Annotated in this window: 14 protein-coding genes and 1 pseudogene; 8 read left to right on the top strand and 7 right to left on the bottom strand. The window is 41.8% G+C overall.

Going from position 1 to position 17,151, the window contains the following annotated elements; genetic code table 11:
- Positions 1-124: 124 nt before the first annotated feature.
- A complete protein-coding gene (locus tag F9Y84_RS19220; protein ID WP_225740662.1) occupies positions 125-604 on the bottom strand; it encodes a substrate-binding periplasmic protein in 480 nt (159 codons plus the stop codon).
- A 225-nt stretch (positions 605-829) separates the two neighbouring features.
- On the opposite strand from F9Y84_RS19220, the gene uvrA reads away from it, so the two are divergent.
- Entirely contained in the window at positions 830-3,652 is a 2,823-nt protein-coding gene (gene uvrA, locus F9Y84_RS19215; protein WP_147389515.1) for an excinuclease ABC subunit UvrA, read from the top strand.
- Between the two features lie 50 nt (positions 3,653-3,702).
- Complete coding sequence (locus F9Y84_RS19210; protein ID WP_147389516.1) at positions 3,703-4,776, top strand: hypothetical protein; 1,074 nt, start codon at positions 3,703-3,705, stop codon at positions 4,774-4,776.
- Here F9Y84_RS19210 and F9Y84_RS19205 read toward each other — a convergent pair.
- Positions 4,766-5,155, bottom strand: coding sequence for an acyl-CoA thioesterase (locus tag F9Y84_RS19205; RefSeq protein WP_125251199.1), 390 nt, complete (start codon positions 5,153-5,155; stop codon positions 4,766-4,768). The two genes, F9Y84_RS19210 and F9Y84_RS19205, sit on opposite strands and share 11 nt — an antisense overlap.
- Positions 5,156-5,184: 29 nt before the next feature.
- On the opposite strand from F9Y84_RS19205, the gene F9Y84_RS19200 reads away from it, so the two are divergent.
- On the top strand, positions 5,185-5,886 hold the full coding sequence (locus tag F9Y84_RS19200) for a 2OG-Fe(II) oxygenase (RefSeq protein WP_147389517.1): 702 nt from the start codon (positions 5,185-5,187) through the stop codon (positions 5,884-5,886).
- 70 nt (positions 5,887-5,956) lie between these two features.
- Here F9Y84_RS19200 and F9Y84_RS19195 read toward each other — a convergent pair whose 3' ends face one another.
- Complete coding sequence (locus F9Y84_RS19195; protein WP_147389518.1) at positions 5,957-6,325, bottom strand: YacL family protein; 369 nt, start codon at positions 6,323-6,325, stop codon at positions 5,957-5,959.
- Between the two features lie 104 nt (positions 6,326-6,429).
- On the opposite strand from F9Y84_RS19195, the gene F9Y84_RS19190 reads away from it, so the two are divergent.
- The gene (locus F9Y84_RS19190; protein ID WP_128730834.1) at positions 6,430-7,332 is read left to right on the top strand and encodes an AEC family transporter; all 903 of its coding nucleotides are present in this window, start codon (positions 6,430-6,432) and stop codon (positions 7,330-7,332) included.
- A gap of 3 nt (positions 7,333-7,335) precedes the next feature.
- Here the strand turns inward: F9Y84_RS19190 and F9Y84_RS19185 are convergent, their stop codons facing one another.
- Entirely contained in the window at positions 7,336-7,563 is a 228-nt protein-coding gene (locus tag F9Y84_RS19185) for a hypothetical protein (protein WP_125251203.1), read from the bottom strand.
- A gap of 219 nt (positions 7,564-7,782) precedes the next feature.
- On the opposite strand from F9Y84_RS19185, the gene F9Y84_RS19180 reads away from it, so the two are divergent.
- On the top strand, positions 7,783-9,096 hold the full coding sequence (locus F9Y84_RS19180) for a short-chain fatty acid transporter (protein WP_147389541.1): 1,314 nt from the start codon (positions 7,783-7,785) through the stop codon (positions 9,094-9,096).
- A 30-nt stretch (positions 9,097-9,126) separates the two neighbouring features.
- Here F9Y84_RS19180 and F9Y84_RS19175 read toward each other — a convergent pair whose 3' ends face one another.
- A complete protein-coding gene (locus tag F9Y84_RS19175) occupies positions 9,127-10,137 on the bottom strand; it encodes a site-2 protease family protein (protein ID WP_128730833.1) in 1,011 nt (336 codons plus the stop codon).
- Positions 10,138-10,347: 210 nt separating this feature from the next.
- Here F9Y84_RS19175 and F9Y84_RS19170 point away from each other — a divergent pair, with 210 nt between their 5' ends.
- Positions 10,348-11,556: an EAL domain-containing response regulator gene (locus F9Y84_RS19170; RefSeq protein ID WP_147389519.1), complete on the top strand. Its 1,209-nt coding sequence runs from the start codon at positions 10,348-10,350 to the stop codon at positions 11,554-11,556.
- On the opposite strand, the gene F9Y84_RS19165 is transcribed toward F9Y84_RS19170, so the two are convergent.
- Positions 11,540-12,673, bottom strand: a complete 1,134-nt coding sequence (locus F9Y84_RS19165; RefSeq protein WP_167508245.1) for a CNNM domain-containing protein — start codon at positions 12,671-12,673, stop codon at positions 11,540-11,542. The two genes, F9Y84_RS19170 and F9Y84_RS19165, sit on opposite strands and share 17 nt — an antisense overlap.
- Positions 12,674-12,862: 189 nt before the next feature.
- On the opposite strand from F9Y84_RS19165, the gene F9Y84_RS19160 reads away from it, so the two are divergent.
- Both F9Y84_RS19160 and F9Y84_RS19155 read left to right on the top strand, forming a co-directional pair.
- A complete protein-coding gene (locus F9Y84_RS19160; RefSeq protein ID WP_147389520.1) occupies positions 12,863-15,316 on the top strand; it encodes an alpha/beta hydrolase family protein in 2,454 nt (817 codons plus the stop codon).
- Positions 15,317-15,546: 230 nt separating this feature from the next.
- Positions 15,547-16,242, top strand: coding sequence for a response regulator transcription factor (locus F9Y84_RS19155; RefSeq protein ID WP_125251207.1), 696 nt, complete (start codon positions 15,547-15,549; stop codon positions 16,240-16,242).
- Here the strand turns inward: F9Y84_RS19155 and F9Y84_RS19150 are convergent.
- A pseudogene (locus F9Y84_RS19150) lies at positions 16,239-16,895 on the bottom strand (ATP-binding protein); the annotation flags it as partial. The gene F9Y84_RS19155 and the pseudogene F9Y84_RS19150 sit on opposite strands and share 4 nt — an antisense overlap.
- Positions 16,896-17,151 lie beyond the last annotated feature (256 nt).

The following is a 17,151-nucleotide window of genomic DNA, read 5'->3' as shown; positions in this document are numbered from 1 at the left end:
TTCTTCAAAAGCTGAATGAAGAGCTTGTTCTATATTCACAAAAAATCCGTAGTTAGTTGCCTAGCTACGGATTGTGCATGATCATTTTGATCGGTCAACCGATCAACTTCTTAACTGATCAGCATTAAGCAATACGCCCCTTTTTCAGCAAATTAAGTTTTACTTGATTATCTGGAACAAAGATGAATTGTGTTTCATTGTCTTTACGTTGTTTGAGCCGCTGAGTAAATGCCTCACCGTAATAGGCGTTACGTTGAATGGCAATTGGCTTTGAGAGGTGGAACAACGACTCTAATGAATCTAATTGATATGGCGCATGTGCATTCATTGCAAATACAATCGTTTCCATTCTTTGAGGACCAATAAAATAGGCATACTGTTCACGCAAAGGTGTTTTGGTAACACTTAAAATAAGATCTATTTCTCCTTCTTCTAGCAGCTTTAATGCCCGCCCCCAAGGAATACTCACAAAACGATAACAGCAACCCGCTTCATCCAGTAAAGCCTTAGCAAAATCCACATCTATTCCATGCCACACTAAATCCTCATCCAATTTTGATTGTGCCGCATAATTTTCAAACCTTACCACCAGCTCACAAGCCATAATACCCTGACAAAACAGCGCGAATAAGAGTAATAGTCGATACAAAGTACTGATCTCTGACTGATCGGTTTAATAAGTTTAGTTCGTTTAGCACAGATAACTTAATTTTATATTCGGGATGCGGTAATCTGTTCACTTCACATCATGTTATGACTGGTTCATATTTCATTTTGATGAATTAGTATCGCTCACTCACTACAGCACACGAGAAGACACAAGGGTCGTATGGATAAAATAGAAGTCAGGGGTGCCCGCACCCACAATTTAAAAGACATTTCTCTCACCATCCCTAGAGACAAGTTAATAGTGATCACAGGTCTCTCAGGTTCAGGTAAGTCGTCGTTAGCATTCGATACTTTATACGCGGAAGGTCAGCGACGCTACGTTGAGTCATTATCGGCATACGCGAGACAGTTTTTATCATTAATGGAAAAACCCGACGTCGATCATATCGAGGGGTTATCTCCAGCCATCTCTATTGAACAAAAATCGACCTCTCATAACCCACGCTCAACGGTCGGCACAATTACCGAGATATACGATTATCTTAGGTTGCTATTTGCTCGTGTAGGAGAGCCGAGATGCCCAACTCACAATTTGCCTTTAGCCGCGCAAACTATCAGCCAAATGGTAGACACTGTTTTAGCATTGCCACAAGACAGTAAATTAATGCTGTTGGCACCGGTGGTGAAAAATCGTAAAGGTGAGCATGTCAAGCTACTAGAGGAACTTGCCAGTCAAGGTTTTATACGGGCGCGTATTGATGGTGAAGTCTGCGATTTATCAGATCCACCAACACTTGAACTTCAGAAAAAGCACACTATCGAAGTTGTAGTCGATCGCTTTAAAGTCAAGCCTGGACTTGAACAACGCCTAGCAGAATCCTTTGAAACGGCACTGGAGCTAGCTGATGGCATCGCACAAGTTGCCTATATGGATGACAACCAAGCGGAAGAATTGGTCTTTTCAGCTAATTTTGCTTGTCCAAGCTGTGGCTACGCGATGACCGAGTTAGAGCCTCGACTCTTTTCTTTCAACAACCCAGCCGGAGCTTGTCAAAGCTGTGATGGCTTAGGAGTAAAGCAATACTTTGATCCAAAACGAGTCGTCCAAAATCCGGAGCTCAGTTTAGCTGGCGGGGCAATCAAGGGATGGGATAAGCGCAGCTTTTATTATTTCCAAATGCTAAGCTCTGTTGCAGAACAATACGGTTTTGATCTTGAAACTCCATTTAAAGAGTTACCTAGTAAATTCCAAAAAGTCGTATTGGAAGGATCAGGAAAAACCAAAATCGCTTTTAAATATCGCAACGATAGAGGCGATTTGATCACGCGTAATCACGAGTTTGAAGGTGTACTGAACAATATGAACCGCCGTTATCGAGAAACGGAGTCTAGTTCTGTGCGTGAAGAGCTTGCAAAATATCAAACCAGTCAAGCCTGCCCTAGCTGTGATGGTTCGCGACTGCGAGAAGAGGCGCGTCATGTATTTATCGGTGCGACCAACTTACCCGCTATCACCACTATGAGTATTGGTGAAGCAAGTCAGTTTTTTACTGAGCTGGCGCTTAGTGGGCAAAAAGCCCAAATCGCAGACAAAGTATTGAAAGAAATTCGCGATCGACTGTCATTTTTGATCAATGTTGGCTTGAACTATTTATCACTAGAGCGCAGTGCAGACACTTTATCCGGCGGAGAAGCTCAGCGCATCCGTCTTGCTAGCCAAATTGGAGCTGGTCTTGTTGGCGTAATGTACGTGTTAGATGAACCTTCCATTGGGCTACATCAACGCGACAATGACCGTCTGCTCAAAACGCTGACTCATCTAAGAGATCTTGGTAATACTGTTATCGTTGTTGAACATGACGAAGATGCTATCCGCGCAGCCGACCATATCATTGATATTGGGCCAGGTGCAGGTGTTCATGGTGGCTATGTTGTCGCTGAGGGTAATCGCGATGACATAATGCAGAGTAAAGACTCACTCACTGGGCAATATCTCAGTGGTGAAAAACGCATAGAAGTACCAGCCCAAAGACACCTCAGCGATGACAAATGGTTAGAGTTGAAAGGTGCAACTGGCAATAACCTTAAGAATGTTAACTTGAGCGTTCCAGTTGGTTTAATGACCTGTATTACGGGAGTGTCAGGTTCAGGTAAATCCACTTTAATCAATGACACCCTATTTAAGCTTGCTCACCAAGAATTGAATGGCGCAACGACCCAAGAAGCGGCCCCCTACGAGTCAATCCAGGGTCTTGAGCATTTTGATAAAGTCATCGATATTGATCAAAGCCCTATAGGCCGTACTCCAAGGTCTAACCCTGCAACTTATACCGGTATTTTTACCGCCATCCGTGAACTATTTGCAGCGACCCAAGAAGCGCGTTCACGTGGCTACAAAGTAGGTCGCTTCAGTTTCAATGTCAAAGGTGGTCGTTGTGAAGCTTGCCAAGGCGATGGTGTCATTAAAGTAGAAATGCACTTTTTGCCGGATGTTTATGTACCTTGTGATGTATGTGCAGGCAAACGTTATAACCGTGAAACACTTGAGGTGCTTTATAAAGGTAAAAACATCCACGAAGTACTAGAGATGACTGTTGAAGATGCCAGAGCATTTTTTGATAAAATCCCAGCAATTAACCGCAAACTGCAAACGTTAATGGATGTTGGCCTTTCTTACATTCGTTTAGGGCAAGCCGCAACAACTTTGTCTGGAGGCGAAGCACAGCGGGTTAAGCTTGCGCGGGAGTTATCAAAACGAGATACAGGTAAAACACTCTACATTCTCGACGAGCCGACAACTGGGTTGCACTTTCATGACATACAACAACTACTTGCCGTGCTCCACCGTCTGCGTGACCATGGCAATACAGTACTTGTAATCGAGCATAACCTGGATGTCATCAAAACCGCGGATTGGATTGTAGATTTAGGTCCTGAAGGAGGAGCTGGAGGCGGACAAATATTGGTATCCGGAACGCCTGAGACAGTGGCAAACTTTGCAGGTTCTCATACCGGAAAGTACCTAAAACCTTTATTGTCATAATTTCTAAAAATCTCTATTATTGGTGCATAATAATTATAAACTTGCTTATTATGCACCAACTTCTTGCACCCAAAAATTTTACCGCCTACTTAGCTAAATTACGCTTTGGTTTTCAGCAATTTTGGCAAAGCCTAACACTCGCTCAGCGATACTACTTAATTAGCTTCCTTATTTTCCTCTTCAGTGTTACACAACCCGAAGATCATATCTTTACCGCGTGTTTGATTTTAATCACCACAGTTATTGCGTTGTGTTACGAATTTTGGCCCCGCATCATCACATTTTGGGAAAGCATTCCTGGTAAAACATTAATTCTGTTGTTTTACGCCTTAATCGCCAATTTTGTTCTGGTCCAAGCAGACGGCAGGATAAATGATTTAACTGGAGTCAGCACCGATAACTTTCCTTATACCCATAACCTCAGTGTTTTACTGTCATTACCAACATGGTTTTTTATTACTAGCACTTTCTTGTTGATACTGACGCAGCTTTTAATGACCCTCTATGTGGTGCTGCTATTCTTACTAAAGCCACTTCGTATCAAGCCATTTTGGCATGAAACCCACTATCGATTCCCTGCGACTACCGCAATCATTCGGCTTATCATGTGTTTTGTTCTACTTGCTTTTTTGGTGCTAGGTATAACAAAGTCAGGAGCTTCAAACACCATTGGAGAGCTTTCATCTGATTTTAAAATCGATGAAAATGGCATTACCTTTGAGGCGCGAGGAACTGTACCAGAAGCAGCCGAGTCTCTCACGACGGATATAAAAGCAGCGTCAACTGAGCTGAATGAGCTTCAAACAACGCCACCAGAAACACAAAATAGTGAGTCAACGTCGCTCTCAGTTTCTATTAACAATGGTTCAGAAACAGATAAGTCAGATGCTAGTCAAAACTATGATGAGGTGCTCAACCAAATTCTCGCCTATTTTATCTTTCGTTTTGAATCCGACGGTAGTTCGCGTTGCGAACATACCGAAGGGAGTAACATAGTCGAGCTAAACGATTATGAAATATTGGAGATCATGCCAAACAGCACAGCTAAATATGGTTATACATATACTGTTAAGCCCTGCATCTCCGCAGCCATAGGTCACCAGTTTAAAGGGCTTAAACCATAAAGTGAGCTAACGACTCTCGCTCTTGTTGACTAAGTGATTTTGAAGACTTTGCAGCAAAGTCATATCGAACCATAGTTGTTCTACCTTCAGCGCAGCACTCTTGGTGCTGCCAAGCTTGCTGTAATATCACAAAGGAGCTATTGCCAACACGCTCAATCACGGTCTTTATCTCCACCTCTTGACCATAAAATAGCTCGCCTTTAAAGGTTACTTCTATCTTCGCTACGATTAACTTCCATGCTTTGGGATTTAAATCAGGTGTAAATATTTTGAAAATAGGTGTGCGCGCAGCTTCAAACCATACGGGTAGTACGGTATTGTTAATATGTCCAAGCACGTCGGTGTCACAAAAACGCGGCATAAGTTTTTCAGACAGCATGATAACTCCAATAAAAACTAGGGAAAAACATGAGTGATTTTATTCGCGTTTATGATAACGCACTCAGTTCAGACTTTTGTGATGAATTTATTCAGACCTTTGATCGCAGCCCACACTTACAGCAAGGAACCACATCTGGTGGTGTGGATTTGAACAAAAAGGTGAGTCAAGATCTCTATTTAAATTCTTATCCTGACTATGCCAAACAGTTACAGTACATTCAACAGGTTACAGCAAAGCACTTATTTGAATACCTTGAAGAACACTTTTTTATGATCATTGGTGCGTTCGGGCTTAAAGTGTACCATCCAAAAACAGGGGAACCTGTCGATGTAACTGTGGATAACTTTGAAGAAGTCGGCAAGCCACAACTCCCCGTGCTCACTCAGCAGCTGTTTCGTTTAGGTGCAATTCAAGCACAACGATATCAAATAAATAAAGGCGGCTACCCTTATTGGCACAGCGAAGTTTATCCTCAACACGACCATAATGAGGCTTTACACAGAGTACTATTATTTATGTTTTACCTTAATGATGTAGAGGAAGGTGGTGAGACTGAATTTTATTATCAGCAACGTAAAATTGCACCAGTAAAGGGTTCAATAGTTATCGCTCCCGGGTACTTTACTCATACTCACAGAGGCAACATTCCCATTTCCAACGACAAATACATATTAACCTCTTGGGTCTTGTTCAATAGGGCAGAGCAACTTTACGGCACACCTAAATAAGCTGAACCTTGCAGAATAAATAAAATGCGATGAGCAAAATCAGATGTACGAAAACATTATGTACTAACACTCATTTTGCTCGTATAAACTCAGCCCACTCCTTCAACATTGGCATAAAATCTTCGTAACCGCAAATGGCCATCATACCTGATTCATCTAACGCTAACGCATCTTCTTGATACTGCATCACGTCCTCACTTTCATGAAACAACGCGTGACTTTCAAACAAGGCTTCTTGTGGGGTAAAAGTCGCGCGAATTTCTTTACCTGTGAGAATAAGCTCTTCCTTTTGAAAAGAGAGCGCTTCTAATTGAGAAATTAATACTCTTACACTGTTATGATCAAGTTCTTCAGACAACCATCGGCCGATTAAAGCATGTTCATCATTAAAGCGAGCACGAAAGCCTGAAAGTGGATCACGAATAAATTGGTATTCCATTGTTACTATTTGCTAAAAAATACACCTTTGCATTATACCCCAGTAGTACCCGCTAAGCATTCATTGATAGAATTGCACCTAGCTTAATTATATTTGGTTTGCGCATGTCACCTTTTGAGATTTTATTTCCCCTTATTTTTATTGTGTTATCTGGGTATGTCAGCGCCAAAGTTGGCTTTATTCCCATTAAACAACTTGATGGCTTGCGTACCTTCATTTTTAACTTGTGTATTCCTGTTCTGCTATTTAGCAGTATGATACAAGCCGATTTAAGTAATTTAGCGGCCGGCTCCTTACTACTGTCATTTTACTTACCTGTGGCGCTGACTTACCTCGCGCTATATTTACTACTTTTTAGAGGGCGTAAATTTCCTAAGGCCGATTGTGCAACAAAGGCTTTGGGAGGAACCTACTCAAATACGGTGTTAGTGGGACTTCCAGTTATTTTGATGGCGCTCGGTAAGCAAGCTGGTGCAATGGTTTTTATGATCATTACTTTTCACAGTCTGATGCTGTTTTTTATGACTTTTTCTCTGGCCGCTAAAAATCAAGCTCTTATAGGGATCGTTAAACCTTTATTACTCAACCCGATAGTTATCAGTATTACTTCTGGATTAGTACTAAACATAGCTGGTGTCGAACCACCAAGCTTGTTGATGGAAAGTTTAAGCTGGCTGGCTAAACCCGCCATTCCAGGTGCTTTATTTATTCTCGGCGCGAGTTTGCTGCAATATGGGATAAAAGGACATCTGAAGGGGGCGCTATGGTTAAGTAGTGTAAAACTGGTTCTGTTACCCGCATGCGTTTACTTGTTTGCAATTTATCTAGAACTACCGACGCAACAGGTGCAAGTCATCACATTAATGAGCGCCTCTCCACTGGGTGTAAATGCTTATCTTGTTGCGCGTCAGCTAGACAGTCAAGCGGCGACGCTTGCCGCCACCGTAGTGCTGTCTACTATGCTAAGCGTTGTCACGCTTTCAGGTTGGCTATTCCTACTGGTCTAGCCATCAATACCGAGGGGGCGTATATTTTGCTGCATCAATAATAGCCCAAATATGGAATATTCCAGCAACAATGGCTGGGATGAGAAGAAACCATAACGCATAGCCACCGAATACAATGATAGCGAAAATCAGGGCAGATAAAATTCGCCCTTGAACCAACTGGCCAAGGCCAGGGAAAAATATGTTACAAAGCGCAGCGATGACATTACCACCAGAACCTTGTCCAGACATAGTTACCTCTCTTAGTTACTTTAAGTCTTTATTTTGATGTATCAGGTTTCGTGCCAAACTTAACCTTTTGATTTTATTTAAAATAAAGCAAACCAACCATTTTCTATTTACTAAAAGTTCGCCTAAACCACTAACTTTTAGCTTAAAGTTTAGCTATATTGTGCTTCGCAGCTCAATCTTTATGATTTGCAAAGAACAATAATGAAAACAGGATGTCCTATGCTGAGCAAGTTTACCACCCCACTCACTAAATTAGTCGATAAGTACCTTCCAGATCCATTTGTTATTGTACTTTTGCTCACTTTTTCGGTGATGCTACTGGCCTTTGCGTTTACACCTAGCACTCCTATCTTAATCATAGAAGCATGGGGCAATGGTTTTTGGAAGCTACTTACTTTTGCCATGCAAATGTTACTGGTTCTGTTATGTGGCCATATGCTCGCAATCACCCCCCCTGTGGCTAAGCTGTTAGATAAGTTAGCTCGAATAGCCCAGACCCCGTCTCAAGCTATTATGTTAACGACGCTCGTCGCTATGAGTGCTAGCTGGCTTAACTGGGGGTTTGGCCTTGTGGTCGGTGCTTTATTTGCTAAGGCCATCGCAAAGCACGTAAGAGTAGACTATCGCCTCTTAGTGGCTAGCGCATACTCAGGTTTTATTGTATGGCATGCGGGGTTAGCAGGCTCAATTCCGCTAACCATCGCGACACCTGGGCACTTTAGTGAGCAGAGCATAGGTGTTATTGCCACCACCGAAACTATCTTTTCACCATTTAACCTATTGATGACATTGTGTATCTTTATTGTTTTGCCCCTTTTAAATAAGTTCATGCTACCAAAAGATAACGAAGCCATTATCATAGATAAAACAAAGCTACACGTTGACTCCCCGCAAATTAGTCATCACGATACCCCAGCATCTCAATTAGAAAATGCTGCATGGATAGGAATATTGAGCGGAATGCTAGGTATTTTTTATTTGGCCTACACTTTCATTTTCAACGGAGGGACACTCACCCTCAATACCGTTATCGCTCTCTTTTTGTTCTTAGCCATGATGCTACACAAAACCCCAGCTAATATCTTAGCCAGCCTGCAACAAGCAATCCAAGGTGGTGCAGGGATTGTCATTCAGTTTCCGTTTTATGCTGGGATCATGGCGATTATGATCGATACTGGTCTTGCACAACAAATATCACAAGGCTTCGTATCTATAAGTAGTCAATGGACACTGCCTGTTTGGAGTTTTTTAAGTGCTGGTCTGGTTAATATCTTTGTGCCTTCTGGTGGTGGTCAATGGGCTGTACAAGCTCCAATCATTATTCCTGCGGCTGAAGCGCTAAATGCAGACATATCCAGAGTCGCAATGGCTGTCGCTTGGGGAGACGCTTGGACTAACCTTATCCAGCCTTTTTGGGCACTGCCTGTACTTGCCATTGCGGGGCTCAAAGCCAAAGATATTATGGGTTTTTGTTTAGTACAGTTATTGGTAACAGGCACAATCATCACTGCGCTCTTATTGCTACCATTGTAATAAGGCGCTTTACGCGCCTTATTAGTTATTTTAGCTGGATAAAATCTTCATCGGCAAACTCAGAATTGGATTGTCAGAATCAGCAAAGTGCATCATTACAGCAACATGCCCACATACCACCAACACGTACATTAGGGCACTGACCACCTGACCATATCTATCTAATGGTATTAAGTGACTGTGGTGACGCCCTCGCCATTCCAGCAAGATTTCAAAACTCCCAACCAAAATAAAGATAACGAGCAATATCAATCCAAATGTATAGCTGATCCAAAGGCCCAGCATCACACCAGCCATACATGCTAATAGTCCCACCCAAGAGCGCATCGAAAAACTAATGCTCTTAAGTACATGGCCACCGTCCAGTGGCAAAATGGGTAATAAGTTAAATAAGTTGAGCAATGCGCTCAATACCGCGACGCCTGCGAATATTTCCATTTCTGTCGCGTAATAGAGCACGACACCTAAAATTGAGGTAATTAATCCAAAAGCAGGCCCCATCAAAGAGATCACTACATCTTGCCAACGTGTCACTATTTTATCATCGCTCACCGCAAGACCGCCGACAAATGGAATTAGATAAATCCCTTTTGTCTTGATACCAAAATAGCGCATCGCTCTAACATGACCATATTCGTGCACAACCAAACAGGCTACGAGCATAAGTGCAAATTGCCATGAAAATAGCCAAGCATAACCAGCCACAGACGCTCCAGCTAGAGCAGCTTTAACCACTTTTGCACTTTTAAATAGCTTAAGCCCCAGAGCAGCTAAACCAAAAAGGCTGCGTTTTTCTTTGGGTGTCTCGGTGCTTACCTCTACCCACTGAGTATCGGAGTCGTTAACAATAATACCCAAAAGCCCTTGTGGAAGTTGCTCTGTACGTACAGCTAAGGCTTGACCTTCAACTGACGCACTGACGTAACCTCCATGCTCCTCAAAAGCAATCGCTTGCTGCTCAACAAATATTTGTACAACCTGCTGTTGATTAAAAAATATAGATACAGCCTTCTCGGCTAGCGATAATTCGACTCTATTCATATCCAAACCCAAAAATCGTTTGCAGTATTATCACCAAAACTAGGCATTGCACAATGTCTTTACCGTTACTAGGTTAGAAAAATCAATGCAAAATTCGATAATGGGATTAAAAGTTGAGTAAAAGTCATGTCGTTAAGAATGCGCGAATTTAAGCACTTTGGAATATTTGTACTAAGCTTTAAGAAGGTTCGGTATACGAAGGAATTGTTAATGTCATTAGCAAAAAATCGGATAATGGTAGTAGATGATTCTCCAGCAATACTCGTTGTGATGCAGGCCATTATGACAGAGTTAGGGATTGAGCATGTCACCACCTGTTCAAGCGCGATCAATGCCCTTGAAAAAGTTCGGCAAACTCCTCACCAGTTTGATGCCGTTTTCACCGATCTCAATATGCCTGAGATGGATGGCATGGAGTTTATACACAAGCTCGGAGAACTGAAGTTTTCTGGTGGTATTATTATTATTTCTGAAATGAATGAAAAGATAATTGACCTAGCAACAAACCTAGCCCGCCAATCAAATGCACACCTCATCGGTAATATAACCAAGCCAATACAGCTAATCGATGTCGAACGCATGCTGAAAAAAATGTCAACCTATACAACCGTTAAACGCAATAGCATTGAAAAAGTTACTGAGGGTCAATTACTTCATGCAATCAGCCACAATGAAATAACGCCGTATTATCAGCCTAAAGTGAACCGGGGTGATAAGAAAATTAAGAGTGTTGAAGTGCTGGCACGCATAGTGTCAAAAAGTGCGACCAAAGTCATATTACCGGATCACTTCATCGGGGTAGCAGAAGACACTGACTTAATTAATATCATCACCTTTCAATTATTTGAAAAAGCAACCAATGAGTTTAAAGCCATCAAGTCAGAGCTAAATTACCCAATTAAACTGGCATTCAATTTATCACCAGTTCAGCTCAATGATCTAAGCTGCCCAGATAAACTTGCATTAATATTGGAAATCAACCGCTTAAAACCGAGTGATATTATTTTAGAAATCACCGAAAACCAGCCAATGAATCAGTCAATTCAATTGGAAACAATGAATCGATTACGGATCCGTGGTTTTGACATTTCATTGGACGATTTTGGTACGGGCTTTACCAATATCCAGCAGTTAAAGTCTTTACCCTTTACTGAGATAAAAATCGATCGCTCTTTGATCACCCATGTCGAGTCAGATAGATTTTCGCAAGTTCTCATCGACAGCCTTATAGACATAGCGCAGAATCAACAGCTTGATATAGTTGCCGAAGGTATTGAGCGCATTGAAGAGCTACAATACCTTGATCGTTATAAACATAGCCTGTTGATGCAAGGCTTTTTAATCAGCAAGCCAAAACCATTAGATGAACTCATAAGCTGGATTCATTCTTGGCAGCGTATGATTAATTCGAACCCTTAACCTCAGGCTGTTCGGGCTGCTCTGCGATTTTTTCCGCTTCCAGATGCTCAAGCGCTTCAGTCTCATCAATATCCTCAATCAGGTTATCATGATTGTCTACACGCTCTCGCCACTTTTGTTTTGCAGCCGCCTGCATATTGGTCGTTTGTTCCCTTTCATCGACAATGTCCATCCCCATTAGGGATTCGAGTAAGTCCTCTAGGGTGACAATACCTTGTACATCTCCGTATTCATCAACCACTAATGCAATATGTAAGCGCTTCGAGAGCAGCGCCTTAAATAACTCAGGAGCTGCTAGAGTTTCAGGTACAGTGTATAGCGGACGAGAAAGCTTACCAATTTTATATTCTTCCCCTAAACGGTGATAGGCAAGCATGATGTCATTCTTATGAACAAAACCGATAATATCATCGGTGTTTTTATCAAATACCAAGACTCGAGAAAATGCAACCGAACCATGCTCTGATAAGTATCCATGCACCGTCATATCTTTGTGGACTTTGAACAACACTGTTCTTGGGGTCATAATACTTTCAAGTCGTGCATGGCGAAAACGTAGCAGGCTTCGGATAGTCTCGGTCTCATCTTGGTGTAAAGCACCTGCTTCAGAACCAATTTCAGCCATCGCTTCTATTTCTTGACGAATATAATGCGCTTCATCTTCTTTTCGGCCTATTACTTTGGTTAACTGATCAGACATCCATACAAACGGTTTAAGCACACGCACTAACCATACCAGCATACTGGACACTACAGGCGTTAAAGCACGCCAATAAGTCGCCCCTAAAGTTTTTGGAATAATTTCGGATAGTACTAAGACGAGCAATGTCATGATTGCAGATGCAATACCAACAGCTGCATCTGAAAATACCACAGCAGCTTGCGCCCCAACCCCAGCTGCACCAGCAGTATGGGCAACGGTATTAAGTGTTAGGATCGCAGAAAGTGGCTGATCTATATTATCTTTGAGCGTTTGTACACGATCGGCTAACCCACCATTGTCTTGTCTAAGTATCCCGATATGGCTTGGCGTAATACTTAGCAATACGGCTTCCATCACCGAGCAAATAAACGAAATAGCTATCGCCAAAAACATATAGGTTAAAAGTAGGGTCAAGTATGTACTCCTCTTAATTTAAAACATAAGTATGGGGGCGCGGTATGCTCGATCAAACAATTAAATGAGAGCTCGCCAGCTTTATTGACGCCAAATCTTAAATTTAGGACGTCTATCGCAGCAATACAACCGAGTTAAAATACTATGATATAGTTTTATCATCTAATTACCTACATTAGGCGCAAATAAATGAAATTACATACAGCCGTTACTCTACTATTTACGGCAGTTTCAACACAACTATCCGCAAGCCCATTAGATGAATCGAAAATACAATTTTTGGGGCCGATTGCAATCAACTCGACAATTAAGCCTGCTGACACCGCACACCGCGATGCGATTATCGACAATTTATTGCCTACTCTACAAAAAAATACAAACCAAATAATGCTCTTTAATCAGCAGAGCAAGTGGCAGCCATTAAATAAAATATCAAAGTTAACGATACCTGGTTTACAAGCGCTAAAGTTTAACTTCACGACTGAGCGCTTTGTATCTGGCAAACTAAAGCTCGAGGGTATTGAGAAAGCCAAGGTCTTTTTAAATGGTGAAGCCGTGAGTGGCATTAGCGAAATCCAACTGAATGTTGCCAAAGGAGATCATCAAGTCCTTGTGGTTGCTGAGCAAGTGAACGATTGGAACAAGGTAGACATTAGTTTTGAAGGTAAAGCTGACCATGACTCCATTACTCTAACCGACAAGCAGACTAAAGCACTTTCAGCTAAGCAGCTTTTCGATGCACCTACTGTAAGCGCAATTTCATTATCTCCAAATGGAGAATATTACATCACAACGATGCGTCGTTATAACGATGAAAAAGGTAACTCTGCGATTACAGAAACCACTTTATATAATGAAGATGGTGAGGCCTTATATCACTTTGATGGTATGAATGCTGCTAATTTTGCTTGGCGTGACGACAGTGAAAAGCTTACCTACTTATCTGATAATAAAGCGTATATCTTTGACTTAAAGACAACTAAAAGGACTCAGGTTGCCAGCCAACTAAATGGCGCAAATAGCATAACCTTCTTCGACGAAAATACACTCATTTTTGAATGGACCAACAGTGGCAAAGAAGAAGGCAAGTTGACCAAGCACTATCAAGGTCTAGAAGACCGCTGGTCATATGCTCGTACTCAATCACAAATATTCTTACTAGATATTACTAGCGGTCTGCTTAACCCTGTTACTGTCGGCACACAAAGCCATCAGCTAGCTGACTTTGATGTTAAAGCGAACACAATTCTCGCAACTCGTCATCAGCAAGATTATGCTCAGCCACCACATATGCTGACAGAGCTGATAGAAATTGATTTATCAAACTATCAGCAAAAAGTGATTGGTCAATATCGAACGTTCAATAATGCACAATATACAAAAGAGGGGATCTATGTTACCGCAGGCCCCGATTTTGCAAACGGAGCGGGTCGAAACTTACCAGAAGGTATGCTAGCGAACAATTACGATGGTCAGCTCTATCTCATGGATCGAAGCGGGCAAAACGTTAAAGCATTGAGTAAAAACTTTGACCCTGCGATCAGTAACTTTACCGTACTGAATAATGGTGATGTTGTACTAAAAGCGACTGATGAAGACCGCCAGCAACTTTTCTTGTTTGACGAGAGCAAAAATAAATTCAAAAGAATAAACACAGGACTAGATGTCGTTGAAAAATATGCTGTATCAGATGAACGTCATGCTCAAGTATTATTTACTGGCACGACGGTCTCAACACCACAACAGCTGAAAACTATACACGTCTCAGATAACCGCTCAAAAACACTCTGGGACTCAAAAGGTATCGCTTATCAGGGTGCTGAAATAGCGAACCTAGAAGAGTTTAACTTCACAAACAAAGAAGGTGTGGAGATAAAAGGTCGTGTTTATTTGCCTCATGATTTAGATAAATCTAAAAAGTACCCTGCACTTGTATACTATTATGGTGGCACATCTCCTGTTACTAGAGGCTTCTCTGGACGCTACCCATTTAATTTATGGGCAGCCAAAGGCTATGTTGTCTACGTACTACAACCAACAGGTGCAACCGGGTTTGGGCAAAAATTCTCAGCCGAACACGTCAACGCATGGGGTGAACATACTGCAAATGACATCATCATGGGAACTAAGGAGTTCGTAAAAGCTTATCCTTTTGTTGATGATAAACGCTTGGGTAACCTCGGCGCATCTTATGGTGGCTTTATGACAATGCTACTAACCACCAAAACCAATTTATTCTCAGCCTCTATCTCACACGCTGGTATTTCAAATATTACCTCTTACTGGGGACAAGGCTGGTGGGGCTATTTATATTCAGGCGAAGCATCAAAGGGAAGCTTCCCTTGGAATAATCCAACACTTTATTCACAGCATAGCCCTGTTTTTAATGCAAATAAGGTAACAACACCGTTATTACTTATCCATGGTGATGCAGATACAAATGTGCCACCGGGTGAAAGTCATAATATGTATACTGCGCTTAAAATACTCGGCCAAGATGTTGAGTTAGTGGAATACAAAGGAGCAGATCACCAAATATTCGCTCGCGATAAACGCTTCCACTGGTGGGATACCATGCTGGCGTATTTTGACAAACACCTTAAAAATGAGCCGCAGTGGTGGCAACACCTGTACGGTAAATAAATTTGTTTTACGGCGGTGCCTTTGGCGCCGCTTTTTGATTATGTAAGCGGCAAATAGCACCATCATTGTATATAATTTAATAATATAAGGGCTATCTCTCTTGATTGTTCAAGAAAGGCGGGGTAACGTGCCCAATATATAGAGTTGTAAGAATTCGTTTCGTCTACTTCCAAGCAGCGATTCCTCAGTGCTATATTAACGACAATTAAACAACAATTAACAGTGAAAACATGAGCATAAAGGTTTTATTAGTTGAAGATGATGAACTCTTAGCAAAGCGACTATGTAGCCACTTTGATGATACCGAATTTAGTATCACTGTAGATAATACTGGTGCAGCAGCGCTTGAGCTTATACAAAAACAGACACAAAACCCATTTGCTCTTGCTATTGTTGATGTCGTCTTGCCCGCAACGGACGGTCTTCAACTAGCAAAAGAAATTAATACACTGTCAGATCTAGGCGTTATTATGCTTTCTAGCCGCGATTCTCAAGCAGACAGAATAGCAGGCCTAGCTCAAGGAGCTGACGATTACGTTTGTAAGCCTGTGGATGCGTTAGAACTAGAGCTGCGTATGCGCGCACTTTATAAACGGCTTGTAGGTAGTAAAGATGACGAATCCGAAGAATTCATTGAATATGCAGACTTCAAGCTACACCCCGATAACCGCACTCTGATTAATCAACACGGTACTGAATCGCGCCTAACTGAAGCGGAGCATAAAGTGCTTATCTGCCTGATCTCTAATGCAGGAAGAGCCACCTCTCGGGAGCGTATATCTGAAGATATAGGGCAACCAGATTGGAGCCCTAGCGACAGAACTGTTGATGTTCTAGTAGGTCGGCTACGTAAAAAGCTCGGGGACGAAAAAGAACAAAAGCGTATCGTCACTGTGCGTGGCAAAGGTTATATGCTCTCAACCTAATATCTGGTCAGTTGACCCAATAACCGCTCTAAAGCGCGATAACTTAGCGCCTCCTTTAGATGTACCAAACCAATATCAGTGACGCAGCTCAAATCTGCAATAGTTCTAGCGACTTTGATTATTCGGTGATAGGAGCGAGGTGATAACTGTAGCTTTTCAGCGGCCTTAGCTAAAAAAGCACGCTCCGCTTCAGCAAGGTAGCAAACTTTGTTTAGCTCTTTTACTCCTAACTGATCATTACACTTTCCCTGTCTTTGTAATGCAAGTTGGTAAGCTTTCTCGACTCTCTGCCTTATTGACGAACTTGGCTCACTATCACATTGATTTTGTAATTCTTCAGTTTTTAGTCGAGGTAATTCTATCTGTAAATCAATCCTATCTAGAAAGGGACCTGAAATCTTAGACAGATATCGTAACACTTGATCAGGAGAGCTTCTTTTGTCTGTATAACAACCGGTAGGACTTGGGTTCAATGCTGCGATGAGTTGAAAGTTCGCGGGGTAATCAACTTGCCGAGCAGCACGCGAAATCGTGACTGTTCCAGTTTCCATCGGTTCTCTCAACGAGTCTAACACTTTACGGTCAAACTCTGGAAGCTCGTCCAAGAACAGTACTCCATTATTAGATAATGAGATCTCTCCCGGTTTAGGTGACAATTACATTGATAAACGCGAGTGCACATCGGTGATGTATAATTACATCGATATAGTGTTTTAAACACCTAAAACTAAAATTGACAAAAATGATTTGTACAACTTATTAGACTGAAAATAGGGCTAACTCTGCTCGCCTTTATAGTCACATAGCTGCCAAAAGAGATCTTGAATGTTGTGTTAGAAACCATGTTAAGTGGCGAAGCCACGCCACCAGATTAAATGGATGAACTTGTATAAATTAGCTCAACTCAAC

This window comes from Pseudoalteromonas peptidolytica (assembly GCF_012641745.1).
GTDB classification, from domain to species: Bacteria; Pseudomonadota; Gammaproteobacteria; order Enterobacterales; family Alteromonadaceae; genus Pseudoalteromonas; species Pseudoalteromonas peptidolytica.
The sequence above is the reverse complement of the archived record's forward strand: the minus strand, read 5'-3'. Positions and strand labels throughout refer to the sequence as shown.

Coding starts and splice junctions, on each gene's coding strand:
- F9Y84_RS19220 (WP_225740662.1), bottom strand. CDS start 604: ATGGCTTGTGAGCTGGTGGTAAGGTTTGAAAATTATGCGGCACAATCA.
- uvrA (WP_147389515.1), top strand. CDS start 830: ATGGATAAAATAGAAGTCAGGGGTGCCCGCACCCACAATTTAAAAGAC.
- F9Y84_RS19210 (WP_147389516.1), top strand. CDS start 3,703: ATGCACCAACTTCTTGCACCCAAAAATTTTACCGCCTACTTAGCTAAA.
- F9Y84_RS19205 (WP_125251199.1), bottom strand. CDS start 5,155: ATGCTGTCTGAAAAACTTATGCCGCGTTTTTGTGACACCGACGTGCTT.
- F9Y84_RS19200 (WP_147389517.1), top strand. CDS start 5,185: ATGAGTGATTTTATTCGCGTTTATGATAACGCACTCAGTTCAGACTTT.
- F9Y84_RS19195 (WP_147389518.1), bottom strand. CDS start 6,325: ATGGAATACCAATTTATTCGTGATCCACTTTCAGGCTTTCGTGCTCGC.
- F9Y84_RS19190 (WP_128730834.1), top strand. CDS start 6,430: ATGTCACCTTTTGAGATTTTATTTCCCCTTATTTTTATTGTGTTATCT.
- F9Y84_RS19185 (WP_125251203.1), bottom strand. CDS start 7,563: ATGTCTGGACAAGGTTCTGGTGGTAATGTCATCGCTGCGCTTTGTAAC.
- F9Y84_RS19180 (WP_147389541.1), top strand. CDS start 7,783: ATGCTGAGCAAGTTTACCACCCCACTCACTAAATTAGTCGATAAGTAC.
- F9Y84_RS19175 (WP_128730833.1), bottom strand. CDS start 10,137: ATGAATAGAGTCGAATTATCGCTAGCCGAGAAGGCTGTATCTATATTT.
- F9Y84_RS19170 (WP_147389519.1), top strand. CDS start 10,348: ATGTCATTAGCAAAAAATCGGATAATGGTAGTAGATGATTCTCCAGCA.
- F9Y84_RS19160 (WP_147389520.1), top strand. CDS start 12,863: ATGAAATTACATACAGCCGTTACTCTACTATTTACGGCAGTTTCAACA.
- F9Y84_RS19155 (WP_125251207.1), top strand. CDS start 15,547: ATGAGCATAAAGGTTTTATTAGTTGAAGATGATGAACTCTTAGCAAAG.